This window comes from Spiroplasma endosymbiont of Aleiodes alternator (assembly GCF_964031135.1).
Classification (GTDB): Bacteria; Bacillota_I; Bacilli_A; order Mycoplasmatales; family VBWQ01; genus Spiroplasma_E.
This window is the reverse complement of record NZ_OZ035008.1, coordinates 401,427-422,283: the sequence shown is the minus strand read 5'-3', so window position 1 is coordinate 422,283 and position 20,857 is coordinate 401,427. Positions and strand designations below refer to the sequence as shown.

The 20,857-nt window shown below is 24.3% G+C and carries 25 protein-coding genes and 3 pseudogenes; 13 read left to right on the top strand and 15 right to left on the bottom strand.

Annotated features, from left to right (window positions below):
• Positions 1 to 339 precede the first annotated feature (339 nt).
• From ACQH20_RS02515 to ACQH20_RS02505, 3 genes are all read left to right on the top strand, one after another.
• A complete protein-coding gene (locus tag ACQH20_RS02515) occupies positions 340 to 1,101 on the top strand; it encodes a hypothetical protein (RefSeq protein WP_425377402.1) in 762 nt (253 codons plus the stop codon).
• A gap of 92 nt (positions 1,102 to 1,193) precedes the next feature.
• Positions 1,194 to 1,592, top strand: a complete 399-nt coding sequence (locus ACQH20_RS02510; protein WP_425377401.1) for a hypothetical protein — start codon at positions 1,194 to 1,196, stop codon at positions 1,590 to 1,592.
• A gap of 51 nt (positions 1,593 to 1,643) precedes the next feature.
• Positions 1,644 to 1,808: a hypothetical protein gene (locus ACQH20_RS02505; RefSeq protein ID WP_425377400.1), complete on the top strand. Its 165-nt coding sequence runs from the start codon at positions 1,644 to 1,646 to the stop codon at positions 1,806 to 1,808.
• Between the two features lie 292 nt (positions 1,809 to 2,100).
• Here the strand turns inward: ACQH20_RS02505 and ACQH20_RS02500 are convergent, their stop codons facing one another.
• The 3 genes from ACQH20_RS02500 to ACQH20_RS02490 form a co-directional block, all read right to left on the bottom strand.
• Positions 2,101 to 3,339, bottom strand: coding sequence for an IS256 family transposase (locus tag ACQH20_RS02500; protein WP_425377561.1), 1,239 nt, complete (start codon positions 3,337 to 3,339; stop codon positions 2,101 to 2,103).
• Positions 3,340 to 3,396: 57 nt separating this feature from the next.
• Positions 3,397 to 3,978 carry an agmatine deiminase family protein gene (locus ACQH20_RS02495; RefSeq protein WP_425377399.1) on the bottom strand — a complete coding sequence of 194 codons (582 nt, stop codon included), beginning with the start codon at positions 3,976 to 3,978 and terminating at the stop codon, positions 3,397 to 3,399.
• 472 nt (positions 3,979 to 4,450) lie between these two features.
• Positions 4,451 to 4,708 carry a hypothetical protein gene (locus tag ACQH20_RS02490; protein ID WP_425377398.1) on the bottom strand — a complete coding sequence of 86 codons (258 nt, stop codon included), beginning with the start codon at positions 4,706 to 4,708 and terminating at the stop codon, positions 4,451 to 4,453.
• A gap of 6 nt (positions 4,709 to 4,714) precedes the next feature.
• Between ACQH20_RS02490 and ACQH20_RS02485 the strand changes: the two genes are divergently transcribed.
• Entirely contained in the window at positions 4,715 to 4,927 is a 213-nt protein-coding gene (locus ACQH20_RS02485; RefSeq protein ID WP_425376557.1) for a hypothetical protein, read from the top strand.
• 11 nt (positions 4,928 to 4,938) lie between these two features.
• Positions 4,939 to 5,934 (top strand): IS3 family transposase, encoded by a 996-nt coding sequence (locus tag ACQH20_RS02480; protein ID WP_281749299.1) that lies wholly within the window; start codon positions 4,939 to 4,941, stop codon positions 5,932 to 5,934.
• Positions 5,935 to 5,954: 20 nt separating this feature from the next.
• On the opposite strand, the gene ACQH20_RS02475 is transcribed toward ACQH20_RS02480, so the two are convergent.
• Complete coding sequence (locus ACQH20_RS02475) at positions 5,955 to 6,119, bottom strand: transposase (RefSeq protein ID WP_425377397.1); 165 nt, start codon at positions 6,117 to 6,119, stop codon at positions 5,955 to 5,957.
• A gap of 157 nt (positions 6,120 to 6,276) precedes the next feature.
• Here ACQH20_RS02475 and ACQH20_RS02470 point away from each other — a divergent pair, with 157 nt between their 5' ends.
• Positions 6,277 to 9,234: an AAA family ATPase gene (locus ACQH20_RS02470; protein WP_425377396.1), complete on the top strand. Its 2,958-nt coding sequence runs from the start codon at positions 6,277 to 6,279 to the stop codon at positions 9,232 to 9,234.
• Positions 9,235 to 9,344: 110 nt separating this feature from the next.
• A pseudogene (locus ACQH20_RS02465) lies at positions 9,345 to 10,267 on the top strand (IS30 family transposase).
• Between the two features lie 103 nt (positions 10,268 to 10,370).
• On the opposite strand, the gene ACQH20_RS02460 reads toward ACQH20_RS02465, so the two are convergent.
• The 4 genes from ACQH20_RS02460 to ACQH20_RS02445 all read right to left on the bottom strand — a co-directional run bounded on the left by ACQH20_RS02460 (position 10,371) and on the right by ACQH20_RS02445 (position 12,201).
• On the bottom strand, positions 10,371 to 10,613 hold the full coding sequence (locus ACQH20_RS02460) for a cysteine peptidase family C39 domain-containing protein (protein ID WP_425377395.1): 243 nt from the start codon (positions 10,611 to 10,613) through the stop codon (positions 10,371 to 10,373).
• Complete coding sequence (locus ACQH20_RS02455; protein WP_425289636.1) at positions 10,603 to 10,746, bottom strand: cysteine peptidase family C39 domain-containing protein; 144 nt, start codon at positions 10,744 to 10,746, stop codon at positions 10,603 to 10,605. Before ACQH20_RS02455 ends, ACQH20_RS02460 begins: the two co-directional genes overlap by 11 nt.
• A 54-nt stretch (positions 10,747 to 10,800) precedes the next feature.
• Positions 10,801 to 11,016 carry a hypothetical protein gene (locus ACQH20_RS02450; protein WP_174480618.1) on the bottom strand — a complete coding sequence of 72 codons (216 nt, stop codon included), beginning with the start codon at positions 11,014 to 11,016 and terminating at the stop codon, positions 10,801 to 10,803.
• A gap of 240 nt (positions 11,017 to 11,256) precedes the next feature.
• On the bottom strand, positions 11,257 to 12,201 hold the full coding sequence (locus ACQH20_RS02445) for an IS30 family transposase (RefSeq protein WP_425376675.1): 945 nt from the start codon (positions 12,199 to 12,201) through the stop codon (positions 11,257 to 11,259).
• A 150-nt stretch (positions 12,202 to 12,351) separates the two neighbouring features.
• On the opposite strand from ACQH20_RS02445, the gene ACQH20_RS02440 reads away from it, so the two are divergent.
• The 3 genes from ACQH20_RS02440 (at position 12,352) to ACQH20_RS02430 (ending at position 13,440) form a co-directional block, all read left to right on the top strand.
• Positions 12,352 to 12,726: a transposase gene (locus ACQH20_RS02440; RefSeq protein WP_425377394.1), complete on the top strand. Its 375-nt coding sequence runs from the start codon at positions 12,352 to 12,354 to the stop codon at positions 12,724 to 12,726.
• A gap of 65 nt (positions 12,727 to 12,791) precedes the next feature.
• A complete protein-coding gene (locus ACQH20_RS02435) occupies positions 12,792 to 13,268 on the top strand; it encodes a hypothetical protein (RefSeq protein WP_425377393.1) in 477 nt (158 codons plus the stop codon).
• The gene (locus tag ACQH20_RS02430) at positions 13,261 to 13,440 is read left to right on the top strand and encodes a hypothetical protein (protein ID WP_425377392.1); all 180 of its coding nucleotides are present in this window, start codon (positions 13,261 to 13,263) and stop codon (positions 13,438 to 13,440) included. Before ACQH20_RS02435 ends, ACQH20_RS02430 begins: the two co-directional genes overlap by 8 nt.
• A 223-nt stretch (positions 13,441 to 13,663) precedes the next feature.
• Here the strand turns inward: ACQH20_RS02430 and deoC are convergent, their stop codons facing one another.
• The 4 genes from deoC to ACQH20_RS02410 all read right to left on the bottom strand — a co-directional run bounded on the left by deoC (position 13,664) and on the right by ACQH20_RS02410 (position 16,126).
• Entirely contained in the window at positions 13,664 to 14,341 is a 678-nt protein-coding gene (gene deoC, locus ACQH20_RS02425; protein WP_425377391.1) for a deoxyribose-phosphate aldolase, read from the bottom strand.
• A complete protein-coding gene (locus ACQH20_RS02420; RefSeq protein WP_395473417.1) occupies positions 14,331 to 14,456 on the bottom strand; it encodes a hypothetical protein in 126 nt (41 codons plus the stop codon). Before ACQH20_RS02420 ends, deoC begins: the two co-directional genes overlap by 11 nt.
• A gap of 29 nt (positions 14,457 to 14,485) precedes the next feature.
• Complete coding sequence (locus ACQH20_RS02415) at positions 14,486 to 15,271, bottom strand: Gfo/Idh/MocA family protein (protein ID WP_425377572.1); 786 nt, start codon at positions 15,269 to 15,271, stop codon at positions 14,486 to 14,488.
• Between the two features lie 132 nt (positions 15,272 to 15,403).
• Complete coding sequence (locus ACQH20_RS02410; RefSeq protein WP_252320509.1) at positions 15,404 to 16,126, bottom strand: RsmE family RNA methyltransferase; 723 nt, start codon at positions 16,124 to 16,126, stop codon at positions 15,404 to 15,406.
• Positions 16,127 to 16,289: 163 nt separating this feature from the next.
• On the opposite strand from ACQH20_RS02410, the pseudogene ACQH20_RS02405 reads away from it, so the two are divergent.
• The 3 genes and pseudogenes from ACQH20_RS02405 to ACQH20_RS02395 all read left to right on the top strand — a co-directional run.
• Positions 16,290 to 16,445, top strand: a pseudogene (locus ACQH20_RS02405) (helix-turn-helix domain-containing protein); the annotation flags it as partial.
• An 80-nt stretch (positions 16,446 to 16,525) separates the two neighbouring features.
• On the top strand, positions 16,526 to 17,746 hold the full coding sequence (locus ACQH20_RS02400) for an IS3 family transposase (RefSeq protein ID WP_425377390.1): 1,221 nt from the start codon (positions 16,526 to 16,528) through the stop codon (positions 17,744 to 17,746).
• A 22-nt stretch (positions 17,747 to 17,768) separates the two neighbouring features.
• On the top strand, positions 17,769 to 18,221 hold the full coding sequence (locus ACQH20_RS02395; RefSeq protein WP_425377571.1) for a transposase: 453 nt from the start codon (positions 17,769 to 17,771) through the stop codon (positions 18,219 to 18,221).
• Between the two features lie 395 nt (positions 18,222 to 18,616).
• Here the strand turns inward: ACQH20_RS02395 and ACQH20_RS02390 are convergent, their stop codons facing one another.
• The 3 genes and pseudogenes from ACQH20_RS02390 to ACQH20_RS02380 form a co-directional block, all read right to left on the bottom strand.
• On the bottom strand, positions 18,617 to 19,570 hold the full coding sequence (locus tag ACQH20_RS02390; RefSeq protein WP_425377389.1) for an IS3 family transposase: 954 nt from the start codon (positions 19,568 to 19,570) through the stop codon (positions 18,617 to 18,619).
• Positions 19,571 to 19,581: 11 nt separating this feature from the next.
• A complete protein-coding gene (locus tag ACQH20_RS02385) occupies positions 19,582 to 19,797 on the bottom strand; it encodes a hypothetical protein (protein WP_425377388.1) in 216 nt (71 codons plus the stop codon).
• A 68-nt stretch (positions 19,798 to 19,865) separates the two neighbouring features.
• Positions 19,866 to 20,695, bottom strand: a pseudogene (locus tag ACQH20_RS02380) (IS256 family transposase); the annotation flags it as partial.
• Positions 20,696 to 20,857: the final 162 nt, after the last annotated feature.

Genomic DNA, 20,857 nt, shown 5'->3' with positions numbered 1-20,857 from the left:
ATCCATGCAAGTCCACATGCTAGCTACTATTTTTAACAATTGTGTTGTAGTTCACTTTTTTAGTTCCCTAACACGTGTTGATAATAGTGTTAAAGAAGGTTATTAATTATTAACTTTCTCCTACTTGGTCACTGCGTGTAGTAGATATTTAAAGGGTGTTAAAAATAAAAATTTTAAAATTTTACAATTACAAAAAAAAAGACAAGATTTTTATTCTCGTCTTTTGTCATTTATTTTTAATTTAAGGGTAAAAAAAGAAAGGAGCTATTTTTAAAACTTTTTAGTTACCGACATCTTCGACACGCTCCCAAATTAGGTGCTAATGTTTCAACAACTGCTATGACTATGAAATTAAGTGATAGAGAAAGTGTATATCCATGAGACCCTATTACTGGTAAGAAATTAGAAGTAAAAGAGCAAATATCAACTGTTGATTTATCACAAAAGAAAAATAATAAAGTTTATATTTTAGCAGAAGATACAGAGTTTTTAGATATAGCAAGTCCTTTTACAAATGAAGATAAAGATTGTGAATGAAATCCTACAAGTAATGGAGTTATTGTTGGTTCAAATTATGCTTATATTATTGATACAATTGTAACTCAATCATTACATCAAGGAGAAGAAAGACATACATTTTATAGTGATAATCCTTTTACTTATCAAGGTGATTATAATGAAATATCAGTTGCTCAATTTCGTTATAATAATATGGGTTATTTGACTGGTAATGCTTTTAATTGAACTACTTTATATAAATTAAATCATGATGAATATTTTGAAAGTGAAGAAACTACATTTTCATATCCAGCAAAAATATTACCACCAAGTCCACAAAATATAGCAAAATCAATAATTATTAATCCAGATTTAAAAATTGAAATTACAGCAAATAATATACCATTAACAGATACAAGTTTGATTCCAGTAAAAGATAATTTGTATAATTGATGAAATGCAAATTCAAATAAATTAGTTAATTATGAAGTTGATTTAAAATCATTATTAGACCCTACATTATTAATTAAATCTTTTAATGATTTAAAAAGATATTATTTGAAACAATACAAGAAGTTCATAATAATTATATTACAGGTTTAGGTAAAGACTGATATACAGATTTCTCTGTTAAAGAAAACTTTGAAAATCCAAAAAAACATAATGGAGTTCAAGAAATTATATTAAAAGATTTAATGTTTCAAGATAATCCACCACTTAATAATCTTAGATTAGGTCATTGAAGTCATAATCCAAATAAAAATCAACTAATCCATTTGGAAAGTGAAAGTGGTATTGCAAATATATACGGAATAACTAACAAACATTATGATTTTAATAGTTATAGATTTGAAATAAAAGATAATGGTAATATTGGTGGATGAGATAATAGTTTTGAAAATGATACTTTTTTAAATTATTGTGTTGTAAATAATAATTTAAAATGAAATTTTTATTTACAAGCAACATTGGGTAAAATTGAAAATATGTGATATATTAATGAAAAAATTAGCGAAGATAATAAAGCATATGCTAGAATTTACATTAATAGTATTAAAGTAAATATATATAAAATAGTACTAAATTCAAGATAATTATGATACTATATTATTATTAAGTTAACTAAAATATTCAAGGAGTAAATTATGGATACAAAAAAAAATGTTATAACTCATGAAATAGAAAAAGAAAAATTTACTAGTAAACTTTATAATAATAAGTACTTTCTAATTTCTATTACTGTAATATCTATAGTGGTTTTAATGATAACTGTTGCTCTTTTAATTGCAGCATTCACTGTTTGAAAATAATATTTCCCCACAATCTTAAATATTAATGTATAATTTAAAATACTTACCTAAGGGGTTAGAAAAGGTAAGTTGTTGTTATTTATATGTTATTCAACTCATAGTTATAATAAAAAGTTACTGATTATAGTAACTTTTTATTATAAAAAAAATTTTAAAATTTAAAAGATTAATATATAATTGAATAACTTACTTATGTAAGTATATTATGATGATGATAATATCAATTTTTTTTCAAACTTATGTTTTATTTAGAGGCTTTTATGTAATCTGTGTATCTTTGTTTTACAAAGTACTAGTTTAGATTAATTCTATCTTCAAATTTTATCATAAAATGAGCAATTGCTGTATTTCAATTTTGAATGGGCATTGTTCATTTTTTTGTTATATTTTCAATTGCTAAATAAAATATTTTAAAAACTGCCATATCATTAGGAAAAACTTTTTTATTTCTGATAACTTTTCGTAATTGACTATTTACAGATTCAATAGCATTTGTTGTATAAATCACTCTTTTAATTTCTGCAGGATAACTAATAAAAACAATTAAATTATCTCAATTTTTATATCAAGATTTAGCAATTTGAGGATATTGTTTATTTCACTTATTTTCAAAGGATTCTAAAGCCTGCATTGCTTGTTCTTCACTACATGCAGTATAAATTGGTTTTAAATCTGCAACTAGAGATTTTCTATGCTTATATGAGACATATTTCAAACTATTTCTAATTTGATGAACTATGCATAATTGATGTTCTGTTTTAAGATAAACTGATTGTATTGCTTCTGACATGCCTGTTAAATTATCACTGCAGGCAATAAGAATATCATTTAAGCCACGATTTTTCATTTCTGTTAAATTTGCTAATCAAAATTTAGCACCTTCATTTTCACTAATTCATAAACCTAAAACATCTTTTTTACCTTCTAAATCAACTCCTAAAGCTATATAAACTGATTTATTAATAATCCTTTTATCTTGTCGTACTTTCACTATTATGCAATCAAAATAAACAATCGGATAGACACTTTCTAATGGTCGATTTTGCCATGCTTTTACATCATCAATAACATCATCAGTAATTTGACTAATAACACTTTCACTAATATCAGCACCATGATATAACTCTTGTAATTGCATTCTAATATCTGATAATGTCATACCTTTTGCATATAAAGAAAGAACTTGTTGATCAAAACCTTCAAATCTTCTTTGTCTTTTCGCAACTATTACAGGATTAAAATTACTATTGCGATCTCGTGGTACATCAATCTCAATTTTACCTTGTTGAGTTATTAATTTTTTTGAACTTATACCATTACGAGCATTGTCACTATTACTATGTTGATTCTTATCATATCCTAAATAATTTTGCATCTCAGAATTCAACATTTTTTCTACTAATCTTTTTGTTAATTCTTTATACAATCCTCCCTCTTTAAAAACTGTTGTTAAATCTTCAGTATTTTCTAATAATAAATCTACTGCTTTTGATATTGGATCATTATTATTAATATTTTGCTTTTTAGCCATCTGTAACTCACTCTTTCTAGTCATTTAATTATATTTACTAGAATTAATTAAACATAGTTATTTTTGTAAGTTACACAGATTACTAAACATTACCGGAATTATTTTTTGTGCATTTAAATATTGTTTTAAATGTTCTTCAATCTCTTCTTTTGTTAAATCAGGATTTCGATTGGGGTTTAATAAACATTCTTCTGTAGTATAAATTGTTCCGTCACCATCTTGATGAATGCTTCCGACTTCTAATACAATTGGTGCTTGATAATAATCAATGTTACTATTTTTAGTCATTTCAATTCCAACTTTATTATCAATTTCATAATTTCAATTTCAACTGGGTGGATTAATATTTGGTTCATTTTTCATGCCTCATGCAGTGAAGTGAAAATGAACAGCTCTTCGTTGTCCTTTTTTATTTATTAGATAAATTGGTCCCATATCACGCGCTCAACTATCTTGATATTTAATATCGATTAATTTGATAGTTGGATCTAATAGTTTGCGAGCTTCATTTCAATTACTTTTATTAATAATAATTTTTACTGGTTCATGTTTATTGATTGAGTTGGCTATTTTTGCAAAAACAGTTCGTGCTGGTTGACATTCTTTTTGTCAATTATCTTTCATAAGCGGTCAAATCATTCATGTGCCTTTATGTTCTATTGATTCAATTGGGGCAAAAAAACCATCTTTTTTTTGGTGTTGATGTTAATAATTTGTTCATAATTCCCTTCCCCTTTAAGTAATACTATTTATAATAGTGGATTTATGTAACCCCTATTGTATATATAAATAGTATTTTTATTATAAAATATTTTATTTACAAAATAAAATTTATTTCATAATAAAAGTGTTAAAGTTAATTGAATCTGATTTTTATTTATCATTTTAATTAGTAAAATTAATGTAATATAAAGTATGATTTTTGTATATTATTTGCAATACATTTTATACATGCTATTATTTAGCAATAGTTATCTCAAATATTTGAGATAAACTATATGCATTATTATAGGTAATTAACAAGAGATTTTAGAGATTGTTAATTAACTTTTTCAAATAAATTATAACTAATTTATTTTAGAATTGTTCCTTTGCTTATTTTAATGAAAATTTAAAATAAAAAATTTAAAATAAAAAATTTAAAAAAATATGTTTTTCAAGCCCATTGTTTTATTTTTAATAAAATAAATGGGTTTTTTATTTGAAAGGATGTAAAAAAGTGCCTACAGAAAGTCAAGAAATAGGTTCTGATAATAAAAAGCAAAAAAATATTAAGGATTTTAGAAAAGAAATAACTTTGAACATCTAGAATAAAGTAGACACAGAATTGTAACCTTTGTGTTAAAAATACTTTAAGGAAGGTGTTCATTTTTTTATGGCTAAATGACTATCAAAAGAAGAAAAGTTAAAAATAATAAAAATAAGTAAAATTAAAACAATTGATAAAACCGCATTAGAGTATGGTATTGGTCGATCATCAAAAAAAGAATGAATTAAAGCATATAAATTATTAGGTGAAAAAGGTTTAGAATATGGCAATGGAATTCGTGCTAAAAAACCAAAAGAACAGGTCGACCCAAATCTTTAAATTTTAATGAAATGACAAAACAAGAATTAATTGAATATATTGAGGCAATGAACGATATAAAAAAGTATTTAGAAAAATCCACAAAAAAGAAGAAATATTTTGTGATTTTCTCATTGAAGAAAAAATATCAGATTAGTTATTTATGTTGATTATTAAATGTTTCAAAATCAGGATATTATAAGTGAATTAAGAATGGAATGAATGAATTTAATAAATGAGATACATTTTTAGCTAATATAATTAAAAATATTTTTTATGAATTTCAAGAAATTTATGGTTATAAAATGATAACTTTATGAATTAACAAAATTTATAATTTAAAATTAAAATTTCATATTGTATATAGATATATGAAAAATATGAGTTTAAAAGCTAAGGTTCGCATAAAAAAATTTGATTATAGAACTAAATCAGGAAGTTTAAGATATGATAATTTATTAAAACGTGATTTTTCAACTACTAATTTAAATGAAAAATTAGGTACTGATATAACTTATTTATTAACTAATGGTAAAACATATTATTTATCAATTGTTAAAGATTTTCATAATAATGAAATATTAGATTATAAAATAAGTGCAAGTTTAGACATGACATTTGTTGTCCAAAACATTATCCAAGCTTGAGTTAATGCTCAAAAACCTACTTCATGAATTTTACAATCAGATCAAGGATTTCACTATACAAATCCTTCTTATAAAATTTTATGTGATGAATTAAAAATAAAAATTTCAATGTCTAGAAGAGGTAATTCCTGTGATAATGGTGCTACTGAAACTTGATTTGGAACAATGAAAACAGAATTTCTATATCAAATTCCAAGAAAAAATAGAACTATTGAATGAATACAAGACAACTTACCTAAATATATTTACTTTTATAATAATTATCGACCTCAAATAAAATTAAAAGGAATGAGTCCAATCGAATATCGATTAGCTCATTCCAAACCAACAAATAATTACTTCATACCTATAAATTTAACACTTACAAACGCTATTTTATAAAATTTAATAAAAGGTTACTTTTATTGTCCACTTTTCTTGACAAGTTCAAATTGCTTAATTCAATTATAAGTAGCTGCTCTTGTAACATTGTACTCTTTAGCAAGACAAGACACTGACTTACCACTTTGATATAAAGCTACTATTTGTTTTTTAAATTCATCTGAATATGAGTTAATATTGGCCATAATTATAGTTCCTTTCTTTTAACTAATTTGTTCACTTGTCTACGTAATTAGTGTCCAATAAAGTGTAACCCATCCAATTTCTGTTAAATCTTAACAATAAATATTAAGCTGATTCATGGTAAAATATAAATATATATTTTAAAATAGGTGAGGTAAGATGGCATTCTTAAAAAGAATCGAAGCATATGGTTTTAAGTCATTTGCAGAACCTTTAACAATAGAATTTGATACTAATATTGTAGGTATTGTTGGCCCTAATGGTTCTGGGAAGTCTAATATTAATGATGCTATTCGTTGAGTTTTAGGTGAACAATCGGTTAAATCATTACGTGGTGAAAATAGTGAAGATATAATTTTTAATGGTGCTAAAGGAAAACAGCCATTAAATAGTGCTCAAGTTACTTTAGTTTTTGATAATACTAATAAAATATTTAAAGTTGATTTTAATGAAGTACAAATTACTAGAAAAACTTTTCGTAATAGTTCAGAAAATGAATATTACATTAATAAAGCTCGTGTTCGTTTAAAAGACGTACAAGAAATTATTATGGGTACAGGTTTAGCTAAAGGTTCACTTGCAATTATTAGTCAAGGTAATGTTTCACGATTTGCTGATTCTAAGCCAGAAGAAAGAAGAACTTTATTTGAAGAGGCTGCGGGTGTTTCAAAATACAAAAAGAGGAAAGAAGAGTCATTACGTAAATTAGAGCGTACTAATGAAAATTTAGTTCGAGTTAATGATATTATTAGTGAAATAAGTAGAAAAATTGAACCATTAGCAAAACAAGCACAGAAAGCTAAAACTTATGTTGAATTACGTGATAATTTAAAAAAATATGAAATTACTATTATTGTTAAAGATTTGGAGACATATCATAATCAATTAAAACTTACAACAGTTAGTATAAATGATAAGGAAATTTTACAACAACAACTTAATTTAAATATTAGTAAGAATGAACAACAATTAAAATTTTTAAAAAATAAAAGTTATGATTTAGATAAAAACATTAATAGTTTAGAAATGAATTTATCTAATGTTAATAGTTTATTGCAAGTTTTAGAACAACAAAAATCATTAATGAAAACAAAACAAAGTGAAATAAAAGATCAAACAGAAGTTGAAAAATTAAAAAATGAAATTGAAACTTTGCTTACTATTATTGAACAAAAAACTTTTTTACAAAAAAAAGAACAAGAAAATTTTGATAAAATTAATAATTTATTTGAAGAACTAAATGTTCAACATCAAAATTTAATTTTAGGACAAAATAATATTCATCGTGCTTTAGGTGAAAAAAAAGCACAATTAGAATTGGTAATTAATTATCAACAACGACAAAATCAAAAATATTTGGGTGTTCAAACAATTTTAAATAATAAAGATAAACTATATGGCATCATTGGAGTAGTGAATGATTTAATTTCGGTGCCCGATCTTTATAGTGAAGCGATTGTTAAAGTATTGGGCAATACTTTAAAAAACATTGTTACGGCGACTAACAAAGATGCAACCAAGGCTGTTGAATTTTTAAAACAAAATAAAGCGGGAATTGCCACTTTTTTACCTTTAAATTCAATTCAAGTTCAAACAGCGACTAAAGAAGATGAAATTATTGTTAATAGTAAATCAGGTTATTTAAGTTTTGCTCATCATTTAGTTACAGCAGTTGATAATAGAATTCAGCCGATTATTAATTTTCTTTTAGGTCGTACTATTATTTGTGAAGACTTAGAAAGCGCAAGAGTTATTTCACAATTAATTGCTGCTAAATACCAATGTGTAACTTTAGATGGTCAATTAATTAAAGCTGGTGGTGCTATTGTTGGAGGTTATCAACATCAAAATAGTATTAATGTTTTTAAAGAAAAGTTAATAGTTTCTGAATTAAAAGAAGAAATTAAATCATTAGAACAACAATTAGTTAATATAAATGTCCAAAGAACAAGTATTGAAAGCGAATTAAATAATTATCAAGGTCAAAAGTTGACAATTACTTTAACAATAAATAAACTGATTAGTGAAATTAGTGATATCACTAATCAATCACAATTATTAACTACTCAATATCAAACATTAACTGGTAAAAAATTAGATATTGATACTACAAACCAATTAAATGATATTTTTATTCAATATGAAAATTCTAAATATGATCAAGCAACAATAAAAAGTCAACTACAATTAATTCGTAAACAGAAACATCAATTATTAGAACAAATGCAAAATTTAGAAAATGAATTATATAGTTTAAATCAAGAACATTTTATGACTAGTGATAAATTAAATAATCAAAAGCTTGAACAAGTAAAAATGGAGTCAAAAGTAGAACAACATTTAAGACGTTTAGTTGAAACTTATAATTTAACTTATGAATATGCTAGAGAACATTATAGTGAACCATTAGCAGATGAACAACAAGCACGTAATTTGGTACAACAATTACGTAGTGAAATTGAAGATTTAGGATTTGTAAATATTAATGCTATTGAAGAATTTGAAAATGAAAATGAACGTTATTTACGTTTAAAAACTAAACATGATGAATTACAATTAGCATCACAATCGTTGTTAACAGCCATTGATGAAATGGATAATGTTATGGTAACGCAATTTGATGAAACAATCAAAGCTATTAATATGGTATTGCCCGAAACATTTCAAACTTTATTTGGTGGAGGAACTTGTAGTTTACGATATACATCACCTAATGATATTTTAAATACAGGTGTGGAAGTGCTTGCTAATCCTCCTGGTAAAAGAATTAGTAATTTAAACTTATTATCAGGTGGTGAAAAATCATTAGTTGCATTAGCAGTATTATTTGCTATTTTAAAAGTCAAGCCGTTGCCATTGACAATATTAGATGAGGTTGAAGCACCATTTGATCCAGCAAATTTAGAGCGTTTTGCTAGATATGTTCGTAGTTTTTCACAATATACACAATTTATTATTGTTACTCATCGTCCAGGCACAATGGAAAATTGTGATGTATTATATGGTACAACTATGCAAAATCAAGGAATTACGAAAATGGTAGCCATTAAATTACCAGATGCTAAAAAAATTATTGAAAGCGATAAATCAGCAAAAAATGTTAATTATGTCGTTTAAATTTTATGTTACCTGAATTGTAAAACCTGAATTGTAAAATTAAAAAGGACATTTATATAAAAATTAAATTGTGTTAATTCTATAATTAAGAAAAGAAAGGAATTAGCACAATGTATAAGTATCTGACTATTGAATCAATAATAGCAATAAAAGAATATAAAAGTTATGAATTTTCAATTCGTAAAATAGCAAAAGCTGTTGATTATAGTAAATCAACTGTACATAGAGTTTGCAGATTATTAAATCAAAACTTATTACCATTAGAAATATTGAATCAAATTCAAAAAAAGCAAAATGCAGGTAGAAAATTAATAATTTTAACTTTAACAGAAATTAATATTATTAATTATTTGTTAATTACTAAAAATTATGCGCTTGATATAATTGCTAATTTTTTAAAGGAAATAAAATAAAAAGTATTTCAACAAAAACTTTATATAACATGTTTAAAACAAATCGAATGGGTTTTGATGAAAATAACTTATTGAGAAAAGGAAAAAATAAACCTCATAAACGAAAAGAAACTAGAGGACGAATTAATAATTGTAAATCTATTCATGAAAGAAATTTAATCATTCCTAATATTAAAAATATACAAGAATTTGGTCATTTAGAGGGTGATACTATCATTGGTAAAGATCATAAAAGTTCTATTATTACTTTAGCTGATATATGATCAAAAACCACAATTCCTTTAGTTTCTAAAAATCATAAAGCAGAAAATATTACAAAAAGTATAATAAAATTTATTTCAAAGTTACAAAAAGGAACAGTTAAAACTATTACTTTTGATCGTGGTAAAGAATTTAGTAAATGAAAATTAATCGAAAAAATTTGCAATGTTAAGATTTATTTTGCAGATCCTGGCAAACCTTGTCAAAGAGGTTTAAATGAAAATAATAATGGTATTTTAAGAAGATATTTACCAAAATCTACAGATCTATCTTTATATAAACAAAAAGACTTAAATGCTATAGCATTTCAAATTAATTCTACACCCAGAAAATCAGGGACTTTCCAGCAATCTGTGTAACTTAGTGATTTTACAACTAAAATTTATTTAAAAAACACAGTTTTTAGGAAAGTCCCGAAAATTCACTATCTTATAAAAGCCCAATAGACTTAATACAATTATTTTAAAAACTGTCCCATCTGTCCCATTTATATTTACAATTCAGGTAAATGTCCTTTTTAATTTTACAATTCAGGTTTTTGTAAATAACTATAAAATGAAATCCGACATTAGCATTATATATTTGAATAATTAATGGTTTAACAATTATTAGTGATTTTAATTTATCAAAATTAATATTATAAGCTTTTAATAATAAATTATAATTACTAGCCAATTGTTTTAATTCTAAAAGATTAATTCCCAATTTTGTTAAAAATATATCTTTTTTTTATGTCATTAATTAATAACTTCTTCTTAAAATAAAACCTATATATCATAGCAAGACATGCCAAACCACAATCATTTTCTGTTTCTTGTTGAACAAAAGGATATTTCATATAAAAAATCACCGCCAATAATAATTAACAGTGATTACCATTTTTTCTTTTTTATTACTTACGATGTTTTTTCTTTTTAGCAGCAGCGCTTTGTTTTTCGCGTTTTTCATCACGCGCAGAAAGAAAATGTTTATGTCTTTTTTCTGCTCTTTTAGTTTCTTGGGCCTTTTTACTAAATCCTTTTAAAAGACGTTGAAACTCTTGTTCACTACTTGTTCGTTCTTCGTTTTCTTTGTTGTCTGATGATGGTGATTTTTTCACTGAATGCATTCATGTCAGCTCCTATTTTTTATTTTACTTTAACAATTATATTAGTAAATTAAAAAATTATCAATATTTTTATACAATATTAAACTTTTTATTTTAAAAAAAATTAAAAGTAAGATTATCTTTTAAAATTTCACACTTACTAACTATTATTTAATAATACTTAATGATTTTATCATATTTTAAATGTTTATGTTTTTAATACCTGAATTGTAAATATAAATGGGACAAATGGGACAGTTTTTAAAATAATTGTATTAAGTCTATTGGGCTTTTATAAGATAGTGATTTTCTGGGTGTAGAATTAATTTGAAATGCTATAGCATTTAAGTCTTTTTGTTTATATAAAGATAGATCTGTAGATTTTGGTAAATATCTTCTTAAAATACCATTATTATTTTCATTTAAACCTCTTTGACAAGGTTTGCCAGGATCTGCAAAATAAATCTTAACATTGCAAATTTTTTCGATTAATTTTCATTTACTAAATTCTTTACCACGATCAAAAGTAATAGTTTTAACTGTTCCTTTTTGTAACTTTGAAATAAATTTTATTATACTTTTTGTAATATTTTCTGCTTTATGATTTTTAGAAACTAAAGGAATTGTCGTTTTTGATCATATATCAGCTAAAGTAATAATAGAACTTTTATGATCTTTACCAATGATAGTATCACCCTCTAAATGACCAAATTCTTGTATATTTTTAATATTAGGAATGATTAAATTTCTTTCATGAATAGATTTACAATTATTAATTCGTCCTCTAGTTTCTTTTCGTTTATGAGGTTTATTTTTTCCTTTTCTCAATAAGTTATTTTCATCAAAACCCATTCGATTTGTTTTAAACATGTTATATAAAGTTTTTGTTGAAATACTTTTTATTTTATTTTCCTTTAAAAAATTAGCAATTATATCAAGCGCATAATTTTTAGTAATTAACAAATAATTAATAGTATTAATTTCTGTTAAAGTTAAAATTATTAATTTTCTACCTGCATTTTGCTTCTTTTTTTGAATTTGATTCAATATTTCTAATGGTAATAAGTTTTGATTTAATAATCTGCAAACTCTATGTACAGTTGATTTACTATAATCAACAGCTTTTGCTATTTTACGAATTGAAAATTCATAACTTTTATATTCTTTTATTGCTATTATTGATTCAATAGTCAGATACTTATACATTGTGCTAATTCCTTTCTTTTCTTAATTATAGAATTAACACAATTTAATTTTTATATAAATGTCTTTTTTAATTTTACAATTCAGGTATCAATTGTTAAAGATTTTCATAATAATGAAATATTAGATTATAAAATAAGTGCAAGTTTAGACATGACATTTGTTGTCCAAAACATTATCCAAGCTTGAGTTAATGCTCAAAAACCTACTTCATGAATTTTACAATCAGATCAAGGATTTCACTATACAAATCCTTCTTATAAAATTTTATGTGATGAATTAAAAATAAAAATTTCAATGTCTAGAAGAGGTAATTCCTGTGATAATGGTGCTACTGAAACTTGATTTGGAACAATGAAAACAGAATTTCTATATCAAATTCCAAGAAAAAATAGAACTATTGAATGAATACAAGACAACTTACCTAAATATATTTACTTTTATAATAATTATCGACCTCAAATAAAATTAAAAGGAATGAGTCCAATCGAATATCGATTAGCTCATTCCAAACCAACAAATAATTAGTTCATACCTATAAATTTAACACTTACAAACGCTATTTTATAAAATTTAATAAAAGGTTACTTTTATTGTCCACTTTTCTTGACAAGTTCACTTTATGAATTAACAAAATTTATAATTTAAAATTAAAATTTCATATTGTATATAGATATATGAAAAATATGAGTTTAAAAGCTAAGGTTCGCATAAAAAAAATTGATTATAGAACTAAATCAGGAAGTTTAAGATATGATAATTTATTAAAACGTGATTTTTCAACTACTAATTTAAATGAAAAATTAGGTACTGATATAACTTATTTATTAACTAATGGTAAAACATATTATTTATCAATTGTTAAAGATTTTCATAATAATGAAATATTAGATTATAAAATAAGTGCAAGTTTAGACATGACATTTGTTGTCCAAAACATTATCCAAGCTTGAGTTAATGCTCAAAAACCTACTTCATGAATTTTACAATCAGATCAAGGATTTCACTATACAAATCCTTCTTATAAAATTTTATGTGATGAATTAAAAAATAAAAATTTCAATGTCTAGAAGAGGTAATTCCTGTGATAATGGTGCTACTGAAACTTGATTTGGAACAATGAAAACAGAATTTCTATATCAAATTCCAAGAAAAAATAGAACTATTGAATGAATACAAGACAACTTACCTAAATATATTTACTTTTATAATTTATCGGGGACTTTCCAGCAATCTGTGTAACTTAGTGATTTTACAACTAAAATTTATTTAAAAAACACAGTTTTTAGGAAAGTCCCAATTATAATAAAATTAAAAGGAATGAGTCCAATCAAATATCGATTAGCTCATTCCAAACCAACAAATAATTACTTCATACCTATAAATTTAACACTTACAAACGCTATTTTATAAAATTTAATAAAAGGTTACTTTTATTGTCCACTTTTCTTGACAAGTTCATTAATTAATAACCACCCTTAGTTTCTTGTCCTAAAATAATAGCAACACCATTACTAGTACCAATTCTAGTAGCACCAGCATTAATCATCGCCATTGCATCATCTTGATTTTTAATACCACCAGAAGCTTTAATTGCAACATGAGGACCAATATTTGCTTTCATTAATTTAATATCAGCAACCGTGGCACCACCATTAGCAAAACCAGTTGAAGTTTTAATAAAATCTGCTTTTACTTTAGTTACTAACTGACAAGCAATAATTTTTTGTTCTGTTGTTAATAAACTACACTCAATTATTACTTTTAAAATAATATTTTGTGGACATGCATTACGAACTGCTTGTAGATCTTGCAATACAAGTTTTTGATCATTATCCTTTAATGCACCAATATTAATAACAACATCAATTTCTTGAGCACCATCTTTAATCGCATTAATTGTTTCTGCTACTTTAGTTTGTGTAGTATTGGCACCCAATGGAAAACCAACCACTGTACATACTTTAACATTACTATTTTTTAATAAAGTAACAGCACGATTAACATAAAATGGATTAATACAAACTGCTTTAAAATAATAAGTTTTACCTTCTTTACATAATGTATCAATCATTGATAATGTTGCTTCTGGTTTTAATAATGTATGATCAATATATTCATTTAAATTAATATTACTTTTCATAAACTTCAACTCCTAATTCATTTTCACTTTTAATAATTGCTTCAATAACTTCAAGATTCATTAAACTATGATTTAATCAATAATCTCGACTTAAATAATCTTTATTTTTAATCATTTTTACAAAATCATTTAATTCATACTTTCTTAATTAGTATTATCTGCGATTTCTTTTATTCCGTTTTTAGTATAAACCTTAATTCTACTTAATGGATGAACTTGTGATAAAACAAGACTACTATTATGACCTATAAATTCACTTTGTGCATAAGAGGTTACTCCTTTACTACAAGTAATAGTAGTAATAGTTCCATTTTCATGCTTCAAAATAACATGATTACTTAAATTAACACCATTAGGTAATTTAATTGCCATCGCTTTAACTGTTTTTACTTTACCTAATAAATACAATACTAATTGTAATGGATATACTAAACTATCATAAGTTGCACCTTTACCAAAATCTTTATCAAAAACAGAATCATATATTCCTTTTTCAACTGATGGCATTCTTGAAGAAATACGATTAAAATTAAGGTTAACTACTTCTGGATTTATTTCATGAACTAATTTTTTTAATTTAGAAAAAATAGGTAAATGAACAGTAACATAAGCTTCTAATAAAATTAATTTTTTACTTCTTGCTAAAGAAATTAGGTCTTTAACTTCTTCAACTGTAAAAGTAATAGTTTTTTCTACTAAAACATGAATATTATTATTTAAAAATAATTTACTTTGTTTGTAATGCAAACCATTTGGTGAAGCAATATAAATAGCATCAATATGTTCTATCATTTTATTTAAATCATCAGTACTATGGGCAATATTATATTTTTTTGCTCATGTTTCTGCTTTATCTAAACTTCTTGAATATATACAAGTTATTTTAACTTTTTTATTAGTTAACGCTTGCTTTATAAATCTTTGAACAATTTTTCGGGACTTTCCTAAAAACTGTGTTTTTTAAATAAATTTTAGTTGTAAAATCAGTAAGTTACACAGATTGCTGGAAAGTCCCAATTTTTCCAGTTCCAATAATACCAATTCTAATCATCTTGTACTCCTTTAACTTTTTAAACTTGTTTCATAATTAATGATTGACATTAAAAATAAAGGTGCAGTTTCGGCACGTAAAATTAATTTTCCTAAACTAATATTACTAAAATTAAGTTGTGTTAAAGTTGCAATTTCTTCTTTAGTGATTCCTCCTTCGGGTCCAACTATAATTGTTATTGATGATAATTTATTATTTATTTGACTAATCCAACTAGTTTCTGATGAATTTTCATATGCAACCAAATTAAGATGAGACCGATATCGTTCTAATTGTTTTAAATCAAAAACAACGGGTGTAACAATCGGAATTAAATTGCGATTTGATTGTTTGGCAGCAGCTTTTGCAATATTTTGTCAACGTAAAACTTTCTGTTCTGCTTTTGTTCTTGTTAAAATACTAACACATCGTTTTAACTGCAATGGCACAATTTGATAAACTCCCAATTCTACTGCTTTTTGAATGACTAAATCAAATTTTTGTTCTTTTAATAACGATATTACTAATGTGATTTTACATCTTAATTCTGAATTACTATTTGGCACTGTTTTTATAATTTCGCATTTAATAACTGATGTAATTTCAATAATTTTTGTTAAATATTTTTGTTCTTGATGAATAATAACTATTTCATCATTAATTTTATGACGTAATACTTTAATTAGATGTTTACTATCTTCTTCATCTAATATTAAAATATTATTAGTTTTATGGTTAGTAAAGTAGCATTCCATAGTCCACCTCTAATTTGATTATAACATAAGGTAAAACTCAAATTAACAAGTTTTAACTATCATCTTTAATTTATAAAACCTGAATTGTAAAATTAAAAAGGACATTTATATAAAAATTAAATTGTGTTAATTCTATAATTAAGAAAAGAAAGGAATTAGCACAATGTATAAGTATCTGACTATTGAATCAATAATAGCAATAAAAGAATATAAAAGTTATGAATTTTCAATTCGTAAAATAGCAAAAGCTGTTGATTATAGTAAATCAACTGTACATAGAGTTTGCAGATTATTAAATCAAAACTTATTACCATTAGAAAATTGAACATCTAGAATAAAGTAGACACAGAATTGTAACCTTTGTGTTAAAAATACTTTAAGGAAGGTGTTCATTTTTTTATGGCTAAATGACTATCAAAAGAAGAAAAGTTAAAAATAATAAAAATAAGTAAAATTAAAACAATTGATAAAACCGCATTAGAGTATGGTATTGGTCGATCATCAATAAAAGAATGAATTAAAGCATATAAATTATTAGGTGAAAAAGGTTTAGAATATGGCAATGGAATTCGTGCTAAAAAAACCAAAAGAACAGGTCGACCCAAATCTTTAAATTTTAATGAAATGACAAAACAAGAATTAATTGAATATATTGAGGCAATGAACGATATAAAAAAGTATTTAGAAAAATCGACAAAAAAGAAGAAATATTTTGTGATTTTCTCATTGAAGAAAAAATATCAGATTAGTTATTTATGTTGATTATTAAATGTTTCAAAATCAGGATATTATAAGTGAATTAAGAATGGAATGAATGAATTTAATAAATGAGATACATTTTTAGCTAATATAATTAAAAATATTTTTTATGAATTTCAAGAAATTTATGGTTATAAAATGATAACTTTATGAATTAACAAAATTTATAATTTAAAATTAAAATTTCATATTGTATATAGATATATGAAAAATATGAGTTTAAAAGCTAAGGTTCGCATAAAAAAATTTGATTATAGAATTAAATCAGGAAGTTTAAGATATGATAATTTATTAAAACGTGATTTTTCAACTACTAATTTAAATGAAAAATTTGGTACTGATATAACTTATTTATTAACTAATGGTAAAACATATTATTTATCAATTGTTAAAGATTTTCATAATAATGAAATATTAGATTATAAAATAAGTGCAAGTTTAGACATGACATTTGTTGTCCAAAACATTATCCAAGCTTGAGTTAATGCTCAAAAACCTACTTCATGAATTTTACAATCAGATCAAGGATTTCACTATACAAATCCTTCTTATAAAATTTTATGTGATGAATTAAAAATAAAAATTTCAATGTCTAGAAGAGGTAATTCCTGTGATAATGGTGCTACTGAAACTTGATTTGGAACAATGAAAACAGAATTTCTATATCAAATTCCAAGAAAAAATAGAACTATTGAATGAATACAAGACAACTTACCTAAATATATTTACTTTTATAATAATTATCGACCTCAAATAAAATTAAAAGGAATGAGTCCAATCGAATATCGATTAGCTCATTCCAAACCAACAAATAATTACTTCATACCTATAAATTTAACACTTACAAACGCTATTTTATAAAATTTAATAAAAGGTTACTTTTATTGTCCACTTTTCTTGACAAGTTCATAGTTTGAAATATGTCTCATATAAGCATAGAAAATCTCTAGTTGCAGATTTAAAACCAATTTATACTGCATGTAGTGAAGAACAAGCAATGCAGGCTTTAGAATCCTTTGAAAATAAGTGAAATAAACAATATCCTCAAATTGCTAAATCTTGATATAAAAATTGAGATAATTTAATTGTTTTTATTAGTTATCCTGCAGAAATTAAAAGAGTGATTTATACAACAAATGCTATTGAATCTGTAAATAGTCAATTACGAAAAGTTATCAGAAATAAAAAAGTTTTTCCTAATGATATGGCAGTTTTTAAAATATTTTATTTAGCAATTGAAAATATAACAAAAAAATGAACAATGCCGATTCAAAATTGAAATACAGCAATTGCTCATTTTATGATAAAATTTGAAGATAGAATTAATCTAAACTAGTACTTTGTAAAACAAAGATACACAGATTACATAAAAGCCTCAAAAGTTATCATTTCTGATAACTTTTTTATATGTTTATTTATATTATTAAAAATTTCATTTAAGTAATCTTGTTGAAAGTTGGTTTTAAAAATTTTGAAAGTGTTGAAAATCAAATTTAATTTATTCTGTAGGAGCTATTCCACAATCAATTCTATGGATACTTACATTACCAAAATGGATTTCTAAAAAAACTTTTGAGTTTGGAAAATTTCCTGTTACTGGTGTTCAAGTGTTACTATCACTAAAAAATTGTGTAGAAATTTTGAACTTGTCAAGAAAAGTGGACAATAAAAGTAACCTTTTATTAAATTTTATAAAATAGCGTTTGTAAGTGTTAAATTTATAGGTATGAACTAATTATTTGTTGGTTTGGAATGAGCTAATCGATATTCGATTGGACTCATTCCTTTTAATTTTATTTGAGGTCGATAATTATTATAAAAGTAAATATATTTAGGTAAGTTGTCTTGTATTCATTCAATAGTTCTATTTTTTCTTGGAATTTGATATAGAAATTCTGTTTTCATTGTTCCAAATCAAGTTTCAGTAGCACCATTATCACAGGAATTACCTCTTCTAGACATTGAAATTTTTATTTTTAATTCATCACATAAAATTTTATAAGAAGGATTTGTATAGTGAAATCCTTGATCTGATTGTAAAATTCATGAAGTAGGTTTTTGAGCATTAACTCAAGCTTGGATAATGTTTTGGACAACAAATGTCATGTCTAAACTTGCACTTATTTTATAATCTAATATTTCATTATTATGAAAATCTTTAACAATTGATAAATAATATGTTTTACCATTAGTTAATAAATAAGTTATATCAGTACCTAATTTTTCATTTAAATTAGTAGTTGAAAAATCACGTTTTAATAAATTATCATATCTTAAACTTCCTGATTTAGTTCTATAATCAAATTTTTTTATGCGAACCTTAGCTTTTAAACTCATATTTTTCATATATCTATATACAATATGAAATTTTAATTTTAAATTATAAATTTTGTTAATTCATAAAGTTATCATTTTATAACCATAAATTTCTTGAAATTCATAAAAAATATTTTTAATTATATTAGGTAAAAATGTATCTCATTTATTAAATTCATTCATTCCATTCTTAATTCACTTATAATATCCTGATTTTGAAACATTTAATAATCAACATCAATAACTAATCTGATATTTTTTCTTCAATGAGAAAATCACAAAATATTTCTTCTTTTTTGTCGTTTTTTCTAAATACTTTTTTATATCGTTCATTGCCTCAATATATTCAATTAATTCTTGTTTTCTCATTTCATTAAAATTTAAAGATTTGGGTCGACCCCTGTTCTTTTGGTTTTTTTAGCACGAATTCCATTGCCATATTCTAAACCTTTTTCACCTAATAATTTATATGCTTTAATTCATTCTTTTATTGATGATCGACCAATACCATACTCTAATGCGGTTTTATCAATTTTTTTAATTTTACTTATTTTTATTATTTTTAACTTTTCTTCTTTTGATAGTCATTTAGCCATAAAAAAATGAACACCTTCCTTAAAGTATTTTTAACACAAAGGTTACAATTCTGTGTCTACTTTATTCTAGATGTTCAATGTTCACTATTTCTAATTTGATGAACTATGCATAATTGATGTTCTGTTTTAAGATAAACTGATTGTATTGCTTCTGACATGCCTGTTAAATTATCACTGCAGGCAATAAGAATATCATTTAAGCCACGATTTTTCATTTCTGTTAAATTTGCTAATCAAAATTTAGCACCTTCATTTTCACTAATTCATAAACCTAAAACATCTTTTTTACCTTCTAAATCAACTCCTAAAGCTATATAAACTGATTTATTAATAATCCTTTTATCTTGTCGTACTTTCACTATTATGCAATCAAAATAAACAATCGGATAGACACTTTCTAATGGTCGATTTTGCCATGCTTTTACATCATCAATAACATCATCAGTAATTTGACTAATAACACTTTCCTAATATCAGCACCATGATATAACTCTTGTAATTGCATTCTAATATCTGATAATGTCATACCTTTTGCATATAAAGAAAGAACTTGTTGATCAAAACCTTCAAATCTTCTTTGTCTTTTTGCAACTATTACAGGATTAAAATTACTATTGCGATCTCGTGGTACATCAATCTCAATTTTACCTTGTTGAGTTATTAATTTTTTTGAACTTATACCATTACGAGCATTGTCACTATTACTATGTTGATTCTTATCATATCCTAAATAATTTTGCATCTCAGAATTCAACATTTTTTCTACTAATCTTTTTGTTAATTCTTTATACAATCCTCCCTCTTTAAAAACTGTTGTTAAATCTTCAGTATTTTCTAATAATAAATCTACTGCTTTTGATATTGGATCATTATTATTAATATTTTGCTTTTTAGCCATCTGTAACTCACTCTTTCTAGTCATTTAATTATATTTACTAGAATTAATTAAACATAGTTATTTTTGTAAGTTACACAGATTACTAAACATTACCTAACTTTTTATTAAATAAATTAAATATAAAACTTATATAATTACTTCAATTATGTTAATTTACTATAA